This window comes from Streptomyces daghestanicus (assembly GCF_020521275.1).
Classification (GTDB): Bacteria; Actinomycetota; Actinomycetes; order Streptomycetales; family Streptomycetaceae; genus Streptomyces; species Streptomyces griseoviridis.
Genome location: NZ_BNDX01000007.1, coordinates 341,508 through 356,781 on the forward strand (window position 1 = coordinate 341,508; position 15,274 = coordinate 356,781).

General features: G+C 72.8%; 16 protein-coding genes and 1 pseudogene. 7 read left to right on the forward strand and 10 right to left on the reverse strand.

Going from position 1 to position 15,274, the window contains the following annotated elements; genetic code table 11:
- Positions 1-88: 88 nt before the first annotated feature.
- The 3 genes from Sdagh_RS08865 to Sdagh_RS08875 form a co-directional block, all read right to left on the reverse strand.
- The gene (locus tag Sdagh_RS08865) at positions 89-1,429 is read right to left on the reverse strand and encodes a pyridoxal-phosphate dependent enzyme (protein WP_226534884.1); all 1,341 of its coding nucleotides are present in this window, start codon (positions 1,427-1,429) and stop codon (positions 89-91) included.
- A 77-nt stretch (positions 1,430-1,506) separates the two neighbouring features.
- Positions 1,507-2,010 (reverse strand): ATP-binding protein, encoded by a 504-nt coding sequence (locus tag Sdagh_RS08870; protein WP_189424810.1) that lies wholly within the window; start codon positions 2,008-2,010, stop codon positions 1,507-1,509.
- A gap of 128 nt (positions 2,011-2,138) precedes the next feature.
- Complete coding sequence (locus tag Sdagh_RS08875; RefSeq protein ID WP_189424812.1) at positions 2,139-2,318, reverse strand: hypothetical protein; 180 nt, start codon at positions 2,316-2,318, stop codon at positions 2,139-2,141.
- A gap of 295 nt (positions 2,319-2,613) precedes the next feature.
- On the opposite strand from Sdagh_RS08875, the gene Sdagh_RS08880 reads away from it, so the two are divergent.
- Both Sdagh_RS08880 and Sdagh_RS08885 read left to right on the forward strand, forming a co-directional pair.
- Positions 2,614-3,492: an SDR family oxidoreductase gene (locus Sdagh_RS08880; protein ID WP_189424814.1), complete on the forward strand. Its 879-nt coding sequence runs from the start codon at positions 2,614-2,616 to the stop codon at positions 3,490-3,492.
- 55 nt (positions 3,493-3,547) lie between these two features.
- The gene (locus Sdagh_RS08885) at positions 3,548-3,751 is read left to right on the forward strand and encodes a hypothetical protein (RefSeq protein WP_372478423.1); all 204 of its coding nucleotides are present in this window, start codon (positions 3,548-3,550) and stop codon (positions 3,749-3,751) included.
- Positions 3,752-3,783: 32 nt separating this feature from the next.
- Here the strand turns inward: Sdagh_RS08885 and Sdagh_RS08890 are convergent, their stop codons facing one another.
- Both Sdagh_RS08890 and Sdagh_RS08895 read right to left on the reverse strand, forming a co-directional pair.
- Positions 3,784-5,292: a sialate:H+ symport family MFS transporter gene (locus Sdagh_RS08890; RefSeq protein ID WP_190078201.1), complete on the reverse strand. Its 1,509-nt coding sequence runs from the start codon at positions 5,290-5,292 to the stop codon at positions 3,784-3,786.
- Between the two features lie 41 nt (positions 5,293-5,333).
- On the reverse strand, positions 5,334-6,263 hold the full coding sequence (locus tag Sdagh_RS08895; RefSeq protein ID WP_189424818.1) for a dihydrodipicolinate synthase family protein: 930 nt from the start codon (positions 6,261-6,263) through the stop codon (positions 5,334-5,336).
- A 108-nt stretch (positions 6,264-6,371) separates the two neighbouring features.
- On the opposite strand from Sdagh_RS08895, the pseudogene Sdagh_RS36680 reads away from it, so the two are divergent.
- Both Sdagh_RS36680 and Sdagh_RS36685 read left to right on the forward strand, forming a co-directional pair.
- Positions 6,372-6,464, forward strand: a pseudogene (locus Sdagh_RS36680) (GntR family transcriptional regulator); the annotation flags it as partial.
- Between the two features lie 308 nt (positions 6,465-6,772).
- On the forward strand, positions 6,773-7,066 hold the full coding sequence (locus Sdagh_RS36685; RefSeq protein WP_306884364.1) for an FCD domain-containing protein: 294 nt from the start codon (positions 6,773-6,775) through the stop codon (positions 7,064-7,066).
- A 74-nt stretch (positions 7,067-7,140) separates the two neighbouring features.
- Here Sdagh_RS36685 and Sdagh_RS08905 read toward each other — a convergent pair whose 3' ends face one another.
- Positions 7,141-7,926: a PepSY domain-containing protein gene (locus Sdagh_RS08905; protein WP_189424820.1), complete on the reverse strand. Its 786-nt coding sequence runs from the start codon at positions 7,924-7,926 to the stop codon at positions 7,141-7,143.
- Positions 7,927-8,028: 102 nt separating this feature from the next.
- A complete protein-coding gene (locus tag Sdagh_RS08910) occupies positions 8,029-8,391 on the reverse strand; it encodes a transglycosylase family protein (RefSeq protein WP_189424822.1) in 363 nt (120 codons plus the stop codon).
- A gap of 102 nt (positions 8,392-8,493) precedes the next feature.
- On the opposite strand from Sdagh_RS08910, the gene Sdagh_RS08915 reads away from it, so the two are divergent.
- The gene (locus Sdagh_RS08915; protein WP_189424824.1) at positions 8,494-9,030 is read left to right on the forward strand and encodes a cysteine hydrolase family protein; all 537 of its coding nucleotides are present in this window, start codon (positions 8,494-8,496) and stop codon (positions 9,028-9,030) included.
- Between the two features lie 135 nt (positions 9,031-9,165).
- Entirely contained in the window at positions 9,166-9,918 is a 753-nt protein-coding gene (locus tag Sdagh_RS08920; RefSeq protein ID WP_370594954.1) for a sulfite exporter TauE/SafE family protein, read from the forward strand.
- Positions 9,919-9,927: 9 nt separating this feature from the next.
- Here the strand turns inward: Sdagh_RS08920 and Sdagh_RS08925 are convergent, their stop codons facing one another.
- The 3 genes from Sdagh_RS08925 to Sdagh_RS08935 are packed head-to-tail and all read right to left on the reverse strand — an operon-like array spanning position 9,928 to position 14,571.
- Positions 9,928-11,775 (reverse strand): alkyl/aryl-sulfatase, encoded by a 1,848-nt coding sequence (locus Sdagh_RS08925; RefSeq protein ID WP_190078200.1) that lies wholly within the window; start codon positions 11,773-11,775, stop codon positions 9,928-9,930.
- 31 nt (positions 11,776-11,806) lie between these two features.
- Complete coding sequence (locus tag Sdagh_RS08930) at positions 11,807-12,982, reverse strand: acyl-CoA dehydrogenase family protein (RefSeq protein ID WP_189424830.1); 1,176 nt, start codon at positions 12,980-12,982, stop codon at positions 11,807-11,809.
- 26 nt (positions 12,983-13,008) lie between these two features.
- Entirely contained in the window at positions 13,009-14,571 is a 1,563-nt protein-coding gene (locus Sdagh_RS08935; protein WP_189424832.1) for a class I adenylate-forming enzyme family protein, read from the reverse strand.
- Positions 14,572-14,677: 106 nt separating this feature from the next.
- Between Sdagh_RS08935 and Sdagh_RS08940 the strand changes: the two genes are divergently transcribed.
- Positions 14,678-15,274 carry a TetR/AcrR family transcriptional regulator gene (locus Sdagh_RS08940; RefSeq protein ID WP_190011866.1) on the forward strand — a complete coding sequence of 199 codons (597 nt, stop codon included), beginning with the start codon at positions 14,678-14,680 and terminating at the stop codon, positions 15,272-15,274.

A 15,274-nucleotide genomic window follows, 5' to 3' on the forward strand; every position in this document is an offset into this window, starting at 1 on the left:
GTCGCGCCACCTCTTCCGTTCCGCACCTGTCGTTGTCGTGGACAGAAATCTACAGGTGGAAACGGTTATCACTTACCATTCAGAGGCGTCACTCCCGTACCAGTGGTGCGCCCGCGTCCCGCCACGCCACGATCCCGCCCTCCAGACTCCGCACATCCGGATGCCCCAGCCCCGACAACAACGCCGCGTACCGCACCGACTTCTCCCCCACCGGACACGCCAGCAGCACCGGCACCGACTTGCTGAACGGCAACCCGCCCCGCACCAACTCCTCGAACACCTCGTCCACGATGTTCACCGACCCCTCGATATGCAACGCCCCAAAAGCACGCGGCCCCCGCAGATCCACCACCAACGGACGCGGAACACCCGACACCAGCCACTCCCGGGCCTCCCCCACCCCCACCGTCCGCACCCCCGCCACCGACACCTCCGACACACCCGGCCCACGCCGCACCCGCCCCACCAGATCCGGACGACGCTGCCGCACATAACTCAGATAACTCTCCGCCCGGTCACACACGATGAACACCGCCGTCTCCCGACGACCCGACCCCTCCAACTCCTCGTCCACCACCCGCAGATGACGCACCGCACCGAAATACGCCCCACCCCCCGTCGGACCCGACAACACCCCACACCGCCGGATCAGCGTCACCATCCCCTCGATCGCCTCCCCCGACGACACCGACGCCAACACGTCATACGTCCCCGGATCGAACAACCCCACCCCACGCACCTCGTCGATCGTCCGGATCCCCGGCACGAAATCCGACTTCTCCGCCACCAGACCCAGCACCCGCACCCCCGGATCATGCTCCCGCAACACCCGCGCCACCCCCGTCGACGACCCCGCCGTCCCCACACACGCCACGAACCAGTCCGGAACCCGCCCCTCCAGATCCTTCACGATCTCCGGACCCGTCCCCACCGCATGCGCCTCCACATTCAACGGATTGAAATACTGATCCGTATGCAGAAACCGGCTCCCCGGCTCCGACAACGCCCGGTGGAAACGCGTCAACGGATCATCCGAATCCATCGGATCAAGACACTCGCTCTGCCCCGGCAACTCCTCGATCTCCGCCCCCAGCAACAGCAGCAGCTCCTTGACCTCCGGCACCCGCATCCGGTTCGTCACACTGCGAAACCCCAACCCGTGCATCCCCGCCAGCAACGCCAGAGCCTTCGCCGTGTTCCCACTCGACAACTCCACCACCGTCGAACCACCACCCCCACCACCCCCACCCGCCGCCCCCTCCAGCAACGGACGCACCATGTGCCACGCCGGACGGTCCTTCACCGACCCGAACGGATTCAACATCTCCAGCTTCGCGAACAGATCCACATTCCGCAGACCATGCACACCCGGATCGATCCGCACCAACGGCGTATTACCGATGGCCTCCGTGATGCTGTCGTACCTCACGTGAAGACCCCCTCCGCGCCGGTCGACGGCCGCTACCGCGACCGCTCGGAGGTAGTCGTTTCCAGGTACACGCGCCGCTAAGCCTCCCCGGGTTCGGCGCGGGGCGCGCCGAGGCCCGAGCGGCCGTCGCCGTCCCGGCGCGGATCGCCGGTGAGCGGTACGGCCGCCCTGGTGCGTTTGCCGGCCGGCTCCCGGTGCACGTCGAAGCTGTGGGCGAGGGCCATGACGATCTCCAGCCCGTGCCGGCCGACGCGGGTCGGATCGGGGGGCCGGGCCACCGGCAGGCCGGGGTCGGTGTCCCGGACGGTGATGTACACCTGGTCGCCGACCAGTTCCAGGTCGAGCACGGCGGGGCCCGAGGTGTGCTTGCAGGCGTTCGTCAGCAGCTCGCTGACGACCAGCTCCACCGCTTGCGCGGCGCGGGCGGCCACCGGATGTCCGTGGTCGTGCTCCAGCCGTACCAGGAAGGCGCGTGCCAGGTCCCGTGCCCGCGCGATGTCACCCGGTACCCCTTCGTACGCCGCAGACATCCAGACCAGCCCGTCCTGGAGCCGGTCGTCATTCTGGGCAGTCCTGTCCATCCGATCCGCCCGCTTCCTGAGCTCTGACCGTTTACGGCAGCCGTCTACCCAGAAAATCCGGAACCAACGGACTCGGGAGCCCCCCGGTCACCCAGGTGGTCACCCGTGCGCGCGGGCGGGGCCTGCCGTCAGGAGGCCGCGCGGCCGGTCGGGCGGGGGCGGGCCGCACGGGCGAGGTTGTTGTGGACGCGCCGCAGGTGCTTGGCGACCGGGCAGGGGGCCGCGTCCGCGCGGCACTGGCGGCAGTCCCGCTGGTGCGCCTCGTACTCCGCGCGCGCTTGTTCGACCGGCTGGCTCGAGGACTGCATGCGGGACTCCCTGGGGTGACGGAGACACCGCGGACCAGGCACGACGGGGCCCGAGGGGCCGCGGCAAGGGGGGAAACGGCCCCGGAAGTTGCCCGAGGCTCTCACCGGGAAATGATGATCTTGTTACTGCGGGTACGACAAGGCGCGGCCGATCACGTACCGGTCACGACGGCGCCCTTCCCCTTGCCAGGCCGCTCCCGGCCGTCCACCCCGTTTCCGGCGGGCCCCGCGCGGGCACCCGGAGCGCTGGTCACAGGCGTGACAGCCCGATGACGACGAGTGAGAGGCCATAACCGTGAACCAGCCGCAGAATCCGGCCCACCGGCATCCGCAGCCCGAGTTCCCCGCCCAGGACCAGCCCCATCCCGGCTGGACCGGGCCCATGGACCCGCCTCCGGACCACGGTGAGGATTCCTACCGGGGCAGCGGGCGGCTCGACGGCCGCAAGGCGCTGATCACCGGCGGTGATTCCGGGATCGGCCGGGCGGTGGCGCTGGCCTTCGCCCGGGAGGGCGCGGACGTGCTCTTCACCCACCTCGACGAGGAGAAGGACGACGCGGCGGAGACCGTCCGCCTGGTCGAGGAGGCCGGACGCCGGGCGATCGCCGTCCCCTGCGACATCCGCGAGGAGGCCGAGTGCCGGGCCCTGGTGGAGCGGGCCGTCGACGCGTTCGGCCGCATCGACGTCCTCGTGAACAACGCGGCGTACCAGATGGCGCAGCCCGACGGCATCGAGGCGATCACGACGGAGCAGTTCGACCGGGTGATGCGCACCAACCTCTACGGCATGTTCTGGCTGTCGAAGTTCGCGCTGCCGCACATCCCGGCGGGCGGCAGCATCATCAACTCGGCTTCCGTGCAGGGGTACCAGCCCAGTCCGCACCTGCTGGACTACGCGATGACGAAGGGGGCCATCGTCACCTTCACCCAGGGGCTGGCGCAGATGGTGATCGACCGGGGCGTCCGGGTCAACGCCGTCGCGCCCGGACCGGTGTGGACGCCGCTGATCCCCGCGACGCTGCCGGACACCGTGGAATTCGGCAAGCAGGCGCCGATCGGCCGTCCGGCCCAGCCTGCCGAGATGGCTCCCGCGTACGTCTTCCTGGCCTCGCAGGAGGCGTCGTACATCACCGCGGAGATCGTCAACGCGACCGGCGGTACGCCGCTGCCGTGACGGCGTGCCCCTGTCGCCGGTGGGCGCCTCCCTGACAGCATGACGCCGGTCGAGCGTGAGGTTGAGGGGGGCGGCCGTGGCCGTGGTGGTGCTGTCGGGGGTGCTCGTGCTGGTGCTCGGGGGCTGCGCGTGTGTGGTGTGGGCGGAACGGGGCGGTCCGCGCTGGGCGCGCGGGGTGGCCCGCGTGACCCTGGCGGCGGGTGAGCTGGTGCGCCATTCCGGCGGGCCGAGGTCCGGTGGGCGCGGCGACGACGACTGACGGCGCCCGGCCGTCCGGGCCTACGGCCGCCGTCAGGTGACGGGCGGGCACCCCGGGCGCTCCGGCTCGCCGGCCCGTTCCGGTCCCGGCGCGGTGTCCGTCCGCGGAACGGCCTCCGCGAGGAGGTGGTCCGGTACGGGCACGGGGTCGATCAGCCGGTTGAGGCGGCGGGGCACGTCGAAGCCGATGAGGAGGATCACCACCAGGGTCAGGGCGAAGGTGAGCACGGCGAGGGACCGGCCCAGTGACATGGTCGACGCCAGCCGGGCGCCGAGCACCGGGGCGACGGCTCCGCCCAGCGCGCCCACGTTGTAGGTGAAACCCAGGGACGCGGCACGGTGCTCGGTGGGGAAGTGCCCGGCGATGTACTTGGGGAGCAGCCCGGAGATGCCCTGCGTGCAGGCGAGCATCAGGAAGAGCAGGACACCCAGGCCGACCGGGCTGTCGCGGACCGCGAAGACGGGGAAGACGAAGGCCACGCCGACCAGCAGGGTGCAGCCGTACGCCCGGCGGGTTCCGAACCGGTCGCCGAGGAACCCGGCGGCGACGCAGCCGGCCATCGTGCCGAACCCGGCGAAGTAGAGGGCGTCGCTGACCTGTTGCGGGGTGTAGCCCAGTTCGGTCTTGAGATAGGTGGGCAGCAGGGCCTGCACCGGCCAGCTGTAGAGGAAGGCGCAGAAGACGGTGACGCACAGCGCCAGGAGGAGCAGCCACCGGCGGCGTCCGCCCAGCTGGACGGCGAACGCGGCCAGGCAGGCCGCCGCCGCCACCGACAGCGCGGGCACGGCTCCCGCGCCCAGGGGGGTGAACACCGCGAAGAGCGCGCCCGTGGCCGCGACGGCCAGCACGGTGTTGCCCACGGCCCGGCGCCGCCCGGCGAACAGCGGCCGGAACGGGTTCGGGCGGACATCCGCGGACCCGACCCGCTCCTGCCAGTCGTCGGCCTCGGGCAGCGCGCGGCGCACCCACAGGGCGACGGCCACGGGGAGCAGGCCGATGTAGAACAGCCAGCGCCAGCCGTGGCCCGGCACCACGTGCTCGTAGACCTCGGCGGCCAGGACGCCGCCCAGGGAGAAACCGGAGATGAGGAAGCCCGAGGCGCGGTTGCGCAACCGGGCGGGCCAGCTCTCCAGGACGTAGGTGGCGCTCGCGCTGTACTCCCCCGCCATCCCCATGCCGATGAGCAGGCGGGCCGTGAACAGGCTGGTGTAGTCCCAGGCGAAGCCGCAGGCGAAGGTGCCGACGGAGTACAGCAGGATGCTGGCCACCATGGCGCTCTTGCGGCCGAGACGGTCGCCGAGCGCGCCGAGCAGGGCGCCGCCGAGCCAGCGGGTGATGAAGGCGCCGGAGACCAGGCTCGCGGACTCGACGGTGCTCAGTGCGAAGTCGTCGGCGATCTCGGTCAGGACGAGGGTGATCAGGACGAAGTCGAAGCCGTCCAGGAGGTAGCCGATCCAGGCCGCGAAGAAGGACTTGCGCTTCCGCGGGGTGATCTCCCGGTACCAGGGCGGCGGGGTCCGGGGGGTGCGCGCTGCGTCCAAGGCGGGTCCAAGGGTTTCCGTGGGGGGCGGGGCCGCTGGAGTCAGAGGAGGTCCGCTTCGCGCAGGCGGTCGCGGACCCGGGCCACGGCCGCCTCGTCGAGCGGGACCTGCGGGGCGGCGGTGGCGGGGCAGTCGAGGAGGCCGAGCAGGTGGGCCGCGGCCTTGAAGGCGCCGAGCGCCGAGGAGTTCGCCCCCATCCGGGCGGGGTCGCCGGCCTCGGTGAGGGCGAACAGCGCGGCCAGCCGGTCCTGTTCGGCCCGCGCGGCCTTCCAGTCCTCGGCCCGGGCGGCCTCGTACAGCCGTACGTAGCCGGCCGCGTCGACGTTGCCGAGGCCGGGGACGACACCGTCGGCGCCGGCCAGCAGGGCACCGTCGACGGTGAGCTCGGAGCCGGTGAGCACCGTGAAGCCGGGCGCGGTGCGGCGCAGGGCGAGCAGCAGGCGGCGCAGTGAGCCCTCGTCGCCGCTGGAGTCCTTCAGGCCGGCCAGGGTGGCGTCGGCGGCCAGGCCGAGCAGCACGTCGCGGGGGAGCTTGGTGTGGACGGCGACGGGGATGTCGTAGGCGAACAGCGGCCGGTCGGCACCGGCCCGCACCCGCCGGAAGTGGTCGGCGATCTCGGCGGGGTGGGTGCGGGCGTAGAACGGTGCCGTGGCGACCAGCGCGTCGGCGCCCGCACGGACCGCGTCGGCGGCCCGCTCCAGCACCCGGGGCGTGGTCGCCTCGATGACCCCGGCCAGCACGGGGACACGTCCGGCGACCGCGTCCACGGCCGTCTCCAGCACGGTGCGCCGCTGGGCGTCGGTGAGGTAGGCGGCCTCGCCGCTCGACCCGAGCAGGAACAGACCGTGCGCACCGGAGGCGAGCAGGTGCTCCAGGAGCCGGCGCAGTGAGGCGGTGTCCACCTCCCCCGCCGGGGTGAGGGGGGTCAGGACCGGCGGGACGACGCCGCGCAGGGGGGCTGGGAAGGGCATACGCGCTCCAGGTCGCACCGATCCCCTCGAAGGGGACGTAGGACGTCCTACGTCCTGCCAGAGTGGGCGCGGCCGACAGGCGTGTCAAGCGTGGAGAGGGGCCGGCGGATGCGACCGGTCGCCGCGAGCGCCGCGGAACGGATCAAGGAACTGATCGTCGAGCGGGGACTCGGCCCCGGTGATCCGCTGCCCACCGAGCCGGAGCCGATGCGGCGCTTCGGCGTGAGCCGGAACGCGCTGCGCGAGGCGCTGAAGTCCCTCCCGGGCGACGCACGTCGTCGAGATCCGGCGCGGCTTCGGCGCCTGTGCCGGCCGGATGCCGCTGGAGCCGCTGAACGAGGCCCTGGCCTTCCGTACGGCGGTCGGGCACCGGCGCGGGCAGGGCAGCCTGCCCGGACTGCCGCAGTCGCGCGAGGCGCTGGAGGCCGGGCTGATGCAGCCGGCTCGCGGGCCGGCTGCCGGAGGACCTCGCGGAACCGGACGCGCTGGCGGCGAAGACGTGCCCGGAGGTGCGCGAGGCCGGGGAGATCGCCGCCCGGACCGACCGCGCGTCCCACCGCGCCCCGCACCGCAGCCCCGGCAACGAGTTGCTCAGCGAGCTGCTCGACGCGTTCTGGAGTGCGTTCTGGAGTGCGTTCCACCAGGTGCGGGCGCGCGGCCTGGGCACGGCCGCCGTCGGCGCGGAACCGGCGCGGACACACGCCCGGATCGTCGACGCGGTCCGCGCGGGTGACGCAGCGGCCGCGGAGCGGCCGGCGCACCGGCACTACGACGGCATCCGCGGCCGTCTGTCGGGGCACTGAGGCGGGCGCCCGGACACAGTGGCAGACCCGTCCCCCCGCCGACGCGCGGGCGGCGGGTCTGCCGGCGGAGGCGTTCAGTCGCGGTCGACGTCCTCACCGAGGATCTTGCCGTTGCCCGCGTCGACGGCGTAGATGGTCTTGTTCCAGTCGCCGGTGGTGACGACGTCGACCATCCAGACGAGCCGCTGGTCGTCGTTCTCGTCGAGCTTGACGGCGGTGACGGTGCCGTCGGTCTTGTCGGTGGCCACCTTGGCCGCCTGCTCCGGCGTCCGGTCGGCCCGGCTCAGCCGGTCGGCGATCTCGCTCTTGTCGTCGGCGCTCTGGTCGCTGTCGGTCCGCGACCGGAACACCTTGCCGGTGACGGCGTCGACGTGGACCTCGTGCACGGTGCCGTCGGAGGCGGCCACCTCGGCCGCCCAGACCGGGGACCCGGCCGACGGTGTGGGGGCGGCGCCGGTCTCGGTGGGCGAGCCGGTGGGGGACCCGGTGGGGCTGGCGTTCTCGCCGGACGCCCGGGTCAGTTCGATCTCGGTGAGCTTGCCGCCGGAGACCTCCTTCACGGCGGTGTCGGCCGCCTTGTCCCAGGTCACCTTGGCCTTGGGCACCAGTGCCTCGCGCTCGGCCCGGTCGTCGGTGAGGGACGTCGACGTGGCGGACGGGCCGGTCGCGGTCCCCGAGGGGGAGGTCGTGGCACCGGTGGGGCTCGCGGTGCCGGCGGACGGGCTGGTCGGGGCCGCGGCGGCCACGTCCGCGCGCGTCGTTTCCGCGCCGGCGCAGGCGGTCAGCAACAGGGCGGACGTTCCCAGGGCACAGAACGCGGCCGCCGTACGGGGAGAGAGAAGACGTCGCACAGAACTCATGTGATGGTCGGTATCACCCGTGTCGTCCCGTCACGCCGGTGCGCGCGGGAAACCACCTCAACGGCCGGACGCCGTCCCTCCCCCGGCCCTCGCCCCCGGCGGCTATCCGGCCCAGGAGCAGGCCCAGGCCGACATGCCCTGGAGGGCGGCCAGGCGCTCGGCCACGGCGATCTGCTCGCTCCTGGTGGCGAGGTCGGCGCGCGGCGCGTACGCGAGACCGCCCGCCGCCGCCCAGCTGGACTGCTTGAACTGGAGTCCGCCGTAGTGCCCGTTGCCGGTGTTGGCCTGCCAGTTCCCGCTCGACTCGCACGCCGCGATGGCGTCCCAGTCGGGGCCGCCCGGGGCGGCGTACGGGCCGGTGGGGGCCGCCGTCGCCGTCGCCGTCGGGACGGTGAGCACCGCCGCCGTCGCCAGCGCGACCAGTACGCGCCGGACACCGTTCGCATCATTCAGTGACCAAATCATGAACGGACTGTGACATGAGGTGACCGTGTGTGCCGGACGGCGCTCGGCAGCCGTACGCCGGCCGGGTCGCTGGAACGCCGACTCGGGGGAACCCTGAGACGCATGAGCAAGACAGCACTGGTCGTCATCGACATGATCAACACCTATGACCACCCGGACGCCGATCGGCTGCTCCCCTCCGCCCGGTCCGTGGTGCCCGTCCTCACGGATCTGCTCGGGCGGGCCCGCGCCGCGGACGCCTTGGTGATCTACGTCAACGACAACTTCGGCGAGTGGCGCTCGCACCACGGTGAACTCCTCGACAAGGCCCTGGCGGGGCCGCACGCCGACCTCGTCGACCCGCTCCGCCCCGACGACTCCTCCCTCTTCGTCGTCAAGGCCCGGCACTCGATCTTCTTCGAGACCCCGCTGACCTACCTGGTGCACCAGCTCGGCATCGGGGAACTGGTCCTGGCCGGGCAGGTCACCGAGCAGTGCGTCCTCTACTCCGCGCTCGACGCGCACATCCGCCACCTGGACGTCGTCGTGCCGAAGGACGCCGTCGCGCACATCCACCAGGACCTCGCGGACGCGGCGCTGCGCATGATGGAACGCAACATGGGGGCGCGGGTCTGCGACAGCGCCGAACTGTGGGCGTGACGCGGTACTCCGGTGAGGGTCCGGCATGCTTCGGCAGGCGCCGAAGGACCCGCGGGCTACCGTCCCCCTCATGCGGAAAGCCACCCTCATGCGGGAAGCCCCCTCCCCCGCCCGTCCGTCGTGACGCCGCTGGACATGGCGGCGGTGTTCCTCGCCGGAGTGGCCGGCGGCGCGCTCAACACCGTCGTCGGCTCCGGGACCCTCGTCACCTTTCCCGTGCTGCTCGCCGTCGGACTGCCGCCGGTCACCGCCACGGTCTCCAACGCCCTGGGGCTGGTCCCCGGTTCGGTCGGCGGGGCCGTCGGATACCGCAGGGAACTGCGCGGTCAGCGCCGGCGCGTGCTGCGGCTCGGCGCCTGTGTGCTGCCGGGCGGCCTGGTGGGTGCCGGACTGCTGCTGGCGCTGCCCACCTCGGCGTTCGACCTGATCGTGCCGGTGCTGGTGGGCCTGGCGCTGGTCCTGGTCGCCGCGCAGCCCCGGCTCAACCGGTGGCTGCGTGAGCGGCGCGGGCGGTCCGGCCGCCCGGCGCGCCCGGACGGCGGTCCGGCGCTGCGCGCCGGCCTGGCCCTGGCGAGCGTCTACGGCGGCTACTTCTCCGCCTCGCAGGGCACCGTCTGCCTCTCCTTGATGGGCGCCTTCCTCGACGAGTCGCTGCAACGCCTCAACGCCCTGAAGACCGTCCTGGTGGGCGGGGTGAACGCGGTCGCGGCGTCGTTCTTCCTGTTCGCCGCCGAGTTCGACTGGACGGCGGTGGTGCTGGTCGCGGCCGGCTCGGCGGTCGGCGGGCGGACGGGAGCCGGGCTGGGACGCCGGCTGCCGCCCGCCGCGCTGCGGGCCGTGGTCCTCGGCTGGGGGACCGTCGCCCTGGTCCTGCTGCTGGTGCGCTGACCCGCCCGGTCACGGGGTGACGACGGCGAACCCCGGGTCGGGGCGGCCCAGCAGTGCGCCGAAGGCGGCCAGTGTCCCCATGTCACCGGTCACGGTGATCCGGCCCGCGCCGATCGCGTCGGCGAAGGTGGTCCGGCGGCCGACCACCTCGTCCAGCACCGACCGGTCCAGGCGCAGGGTGACGTGCGGGGCCTCGCCGCGCGGCGCGTCGCCGGGCATGGGGGTGAGTGCCCCGTTGGATAGCAGCAGGGTCCAGGTCTCCGGGGCCCGCTGTCCGGACCGGGTGATCTCCCAGCGCAGCAGGGACCGGCCGGCCTCGGCGGCGCGCGGTCCGTCGATCCGTACGGCCATCGACCGGAAGATCTGCTCGGCGGTGAGCGCGGCGACGATGTCCGGGGCGCCCCGCCCGGCCGCGCCCCGTACGCCGTCGCGGAGTTCGGCGGCGCCGGTGAGGTAGAAGTTGCGCCAGGGGCCGCACTCGGCGCCCCGGCCGAGCCGCTCGAAGGTGGCCGCCTGGAGGGCTCGGGCCTCCGCGTGCTCCGGGTCGGCGAACACCACGTGGTTCAGCACTTCGGCGGCCCAGCGCAGGTCGCCCCGGTCGTACGAGGCGCGGGCCTTGGCGACCACGGCGTCGGCGCCGCCCATGAACTCCACGTAGCGCAGGGCGGCTTCGCGGGGCGGGTGCTGCCAGAGGTGGGCGGGGTTGCCGTCGAACCAGCCCATGTACCGCTGGTAGACGGCCTTGGCGTTGTGGCTGAGGGAGCCGTAGTACCCGCCGATGTGGGCGGCGTTCTCCAGGGCGGGCGGGAAGCGGAGTTCCTCGGCGATCTCGGCGCCGGTGTGCCCGGTGTTGATGAGGCGTACGCACTGGTCGTGCAGGTAGGCGTAGGCGTCGCGCTGTTCCTCCAGGAAGCGGGCGGCCCGGTCCTGGCCCCAGGTGGGCCAGTGGTGGGAGGCGAAGACGGTGTCGGTGTCGTCGGCGAACAGGCGGACGGTCTCGGTGAGGTACCGGGCCCAGGCGCTGGGGTCGCGGACCAGGGCTCCGCGCAGGGTGAGCACGTTGTGCAGGGTGTGGCAGGCGTTCTCGGCCACGCAGAGCAGGCGCAGGGCGGGGAAGTGGATGTTCATCTCCGCCGGGGCCTCGGTGTTGGGGGTGAGCTGGAAGACCATGCGGATGCCGTCGACGGTCTCGGTCTGCCCGGTGGCGCGGACGTCGACGGTGGGGGCGATGAGGCCGACGCTGCCCCGGGAGGTGGTCTGGCCGAGGCCGCAGCCGATCTGGCCGTCCGGTCCGGTGGGCAGCGCGGTGCCGTACATGTAGACGGAACGGCGGGACATGGCGGGCCCGGTGATGACGTTCTCGCCGGCCGCGTGCTCCAGGAACCCGGCGGGCGCCAGCACCGGGAGGCGGCCGGCGGCGGCGTCGGCCGGGTCGGCGACACCGCGGACGCCGCCGAAGTGGTCGATGTGCGAGTGGGTGTAGAGGACGCCGGTGACCGGGCGGTCGCCCCGGTGCTCCCGGTACAGGGCGAGGGCGGCGGCGGCCACCTCGGCGCTGATCAGCGGGTCGATGACGAGGACGCCCCGGTCGCCCTCGACGAAGGTGATGTTGGACAGGTCCAGGCCCCGGACCTGGTACACGCCGGGCACCACCTCGTACAGGCCCTGCTTGGCGGTGAGCCGGCTCTGCCGCCACAGGCCCGGGTGGGCGGTGGGCGGGCAGTCGGCGTCGAGGAAGGCGTACGCGTCCGCGTCCCAGACGGTACGGCCCTCCGCGTCGCGTACGACGCCCGGGGTGAGATTGGCGATGAACCCCCGGTCGGCGTCGTGGGGGGTGGGCGGGGTGGTGCCGGGCATGTGGGGTCCTCGGTGGTGCGGGAGTGAACGGTCAGGTCAGCGTGGCCAGCCGGCGGGCGATGCCGTTGCGCTGGATCTCGGAGGTGCCGGTGAGGATGCGGAACATGCGCATCTTGCGGAACAGGTACTCGACCTCGTTGCCCTGGGTCAGGCCCTCCTTGCCGTGGATCTGCACGGCCTGGTCGAGGATGCGGAAGGCGGCCTCGGCGACGAAGAGCTTGCACAGGAAGGCTTCCGTGCGCACGTCCTCGCCCCGGTCCAGGGCGGCCAGCGCGGCGTAGGTCATCGACCGGGCGGCGTACAGGTCGGCGGCCATGTCGGCGAGCTTGTGCTGGATGGCCTGGAGGGCGATCAGGGGCCGGCCGTCGACGGTGCGGGTGAGGGCGCGGTCGCGGCTGAGTTCCAGGGCGCGGCGCGCGGCGCCGAGGGCGCTCGGGCAGTGCAGGAGGCGGTTGACGGTGACCCGGCCGAGGGCGATCCGCAGGCCCCGGCCCTCCTCGCCGAGCAGGTTGGCGGCGGGGACGCGGCAGTCCTCCAGGACGATGTCGCTCTCGATGTGCTCGCCCGACATGGGGGTGGCGCCCTCGGTGACGCGGCAGCCGGGGCTGTCGAGGTCGACGAAGAAGGCGGAGTAGGTGTCCTCGGTGCCGGCCATGCGGGCGACGACGATGGCGAAGTCCGCGAACGGCCCGGCGGAACTGAACACCTTGTGCCCGGTGAGCCGGTAGGAGTCGCCGTCCCGGACGGCGGTGGTGCGCATGGCGCGCACGTCGGAGCCGGCGTCGGTCTCGGTGAGCGAGAAGCAGCAGGCGCGCTCGCCCCGGACCAGGGGCAGGAGGTAGGTGTCCCGCTGGTGGTCGGTGGCGTGGCGGAGGATGTCACCGGCCCGCAGCGGGCCGCCCATGTCGCCGAGGACGCTGTGGCCGAGGACCCGGCCGGAGGCCCCGACCTCCTCCTTCAGCACCGCGAGCTGGGTGCGTGTCAGGTTCTGGCCGCCGTACTCCTCGGGGAGGTGGATGCCGTAGAAGCCCAGCTCGCGGCTGCGTTTCCAGACGGGTTCCAGGTCGGCGCGGGTGAGGCGGGAGTCATGGGTGAAGCCGTTGTCCCGTTCGTAGGCGGCGAGTTCGCCGTCCAGGTAGCCGCGCAGGCGCTCGACCAGGCCGGCGAGGCGCGGGTCGTCGGGGACGGGGCGGAAGGAGAAGGTCATGGTGCGGGGCTCCGGGGTCGGGACGGTCAGTGCACGCGGCGGTCGGTGTGCGCCCAGTACGGCTCGCGGACGGCCCTGCGGTCGAGCTTGCCGTTGCGGTTGTGGGGCAGGGCGGGGACGAAGTCGACCGAGCGGGGCTTCTTGAAGCGGTCCAGGCGCGCGGCGCAGAAGTCGGTGATCTCCTCGGCGGTGACCTCGGTGTCCGGCCGGGTCACCACCACCGCCTTGACGGCCTCGCCCCACCGGTCGTCCGGTACGCCGATGACGCACACCTCCCGCACGGCGGGGTGCTCGTACAGGACGGTCTCGACCTCGGTGCTGTAGATGTTGAAGCCACCGGAGATGATCATGTCTTTCTTGCGGTCGACGAGGAAGAGGTAACCGTCCTCGCGCATCCAGGCGAGGTCGCCGGTGTGCACCCAGCCGTCGCGGAAGGTCCGGGCGGAGAGTTCGGGGGCGCGCCAGTAGCGGCTGACGCAGTCCGGTCCGCGCACGACGATCTCGCCGACCTCGCGGGGCGGGAGGGCGCGGCCCCGTTCGTCGACGACCCGGATCTCGGTGTCGTAGGCGGCCCGGCCGCACGATCCGAGGAGTTCGGGGTCGTCGGTGACGGCGCGGGCGATGTCGGCGCTGGAGAGGCCGGCGACCACGCTGGTGGTCTCGGCGAGTCCATAGCCCTGGGCGACGACCGGGCCGAAGAGGGCGACGGCGTCGCGCAGCCGCTGGGGGGAGACGGGGGCGCCGCCGATGCGGACGCTGCGCAGGCTGGACAGGTCGCGGGCGGCGGCGCCGGGGTGGGCGAGGACCGCGTTGAGCATGGCGGGGACGAGGAAGGTGGCGGTGATCCGCTCCCGCTCCACGGTCTCCAGGAACGCCTCGGCGCTCCAGGCCGGCAGGACGTGGGTGGTGGAGCCGCCGAACACGCCGGCCAGCAAGACCATGCCGGTGGCGTGGGTGATGGGGCCGCAGGCCAGGTAGCGGGTGTCGGGGCGGGGACGGGACTCGTCGTTCATCAGGGTCTTGCGCATGTTGGCGAGCCGGTTGCCGACGGTCTGCACGGCCGCCTTCAGCGCGCCCGTCGAGCCGGAGGTGAAGTTGAGGACGGCGGGCGTGTCCTCCTCGACGTCCACGGCGACGGGTCCGGTGTCCCCCTCGGCGAGCAGGTCGTCGTAGGCGAGGGTCCTGTCGTCGCCGGGTGCGGGGTCGAGGGCGACCGGCAGGCAGCCGGTGCCGGCCGCCGCGACGGCGGCGAGGGCGTCCTCGCGGTGGGCCTCGTCGAAGACCAGGGCGCGGACGGGGGCGTCGCGCAGGATGTGCTCGATCTCGCCGCGGCCGAGGCGGGCGTTGACGGGGACGCGGACCACGCCGGCCTTGTAGAGCGCGAACTCGACCTCGACCAGTTCGCCGCGGTTCCAGGCGAGGGAGGCCACGGCGTCGTCGGGGCCGATGCCGCGGGCCACGAGGGCGGCTGCCAGGCGGTCGGCGCGCTCCTCCAGACGGGCGTAGCTCCACGTCCGGTCACCGCAGACCAGGGCGGGGTGCTCGGGCCAGTGACGGGCGCTGCGCGTGAGGTAGATGCCGAGGTTCAACGACGTACTCCCAGAGCGAGGAACGAGGTGATGGAAAACGAGGTGAATGTTTCCAGACAGGTTGTTCGGTAACGCATGGGCTGTCAAGGGTCCGTACAATGCGGGGATGGCCGAGGACAGACGCATCCGCAAGACCCGCCGGGCGCTGCGGGACGCCCTGGTGGAACTGGTCCTGGAGAAGGGGTTCACGGCGCTGAGCGTCGAGGACATCACCCAGCGCGCCGACGTGGCGCGCGCGACCTTCTACAGTCATTTCCGGGACAAGGACGAGTTGTTCGCCCGGGTGACCCGGGACCTGCTGGACGAGCTGGACGAGCGGCTGCGTCCGGCGGTGGCGGAGAGCGCCGTCGGCTTCACCGGCAAGCCGGTGCTCCAGATGCTGGCGCACGCCCGTGCGGAGCGCGACCTGTACCGGATCGTGCTGCGGGGCGAGGGCGACGGGAAGCCGCTGCGGATGTTCACCGAGGCGTGCGCCCGGGTGGCCGCCGCCGAGTTCCGGGGGCGTTCCGAGCGCAACGCGGTCGAGCCGCGGATCGACGCCGGACTGCTGGCGCGGGCCTGGGTCGGGGAGCAGGTGGCGGTGCTTCAGTGGTGGGTGGAGCACGAGGTGGAGCCGATGCCCGCGGAGGAGGTCGTGCGCATGCTCCTCGACCTGGCGCTGCGCGGACGCTACTGGGCGACCGGGTTCGACCGGCCCGCCTGA

Bases quoted from the DNA above. Each gene is read 5' to 3' on its own strand.
- Sdagh_RS08870 (WP_189424810.1), bottom strand. From the start codon at position 2,010: ATGGACAGGACTGCCCAGAATGACGACCGGCTCCAGGACGGGCTGGTC.
- Sdagh_RS08875 (WP_189424812.1), bottom strand. From the start codon at position 2,318: ATGCAGTCCTCGAGCCAGCCGGTCGAACAAGCGCGCGCGGAGTACGAG.
- Sdagh_RS08940 (WP_190011866.1), top strand. From the start codon at position 14,678: ATGGCCGAGGACAGACGCATCCGCAAGACCCGCCGGGCGCTGCGGGAC.
- Sdagh_RS08920 (WP_370594954.1), top strand. From the start codon at position 9,166: ATGGCGGCGGTGTTCCTCGCCGGAGTGGCCGGCGGCGCGCTCAACACC.
- Sdagh_RS08925 (WP_190078200.1), bottom strand. From the start codon at position 11,775: ATGCCCGGCACCACCCCGCCCACCCCCCACGACGCCGACCGGGGGTTC.
- Sdagh_RS08915 (WP_189424824.1), top strand. From the start codon at position 8,494: ATGAGCAAGACAGCACTGGTCGTCATCGACATGATCAACACCTATGAC.
- Sdagh_RS08910 (WP_189424822.1), bottom strand. From the start codon at position 8,391: ATGATTTGGTCACTGAATGATGCGAACGGTGTCCGGCGCGTACTGGTC.
- Sdagh_RS08895 (WP_189424818.1), bottom strand. From the start codon at position 6,263: ATGCCCTTCCCAGCCCCCCTGCGCGGCGTCGTCCCGCCGGTCCTGACC.
- Sdagh_RS08930 (WP_189424830.1), bottom strand. From the start codon at position 12,982: ATGACCTTCTCCTTCCGCCCCGTCCCCGACGACCCGCGCCTCGCCGGC.
- Sdagh_RS08905 (WP_189424820.1), bottom strand. From the start codon at position 7,926: ATGAGTTCTGTGCGACGTCTTCTCTCTCCCCGTACGGCGGCCGCGTTC.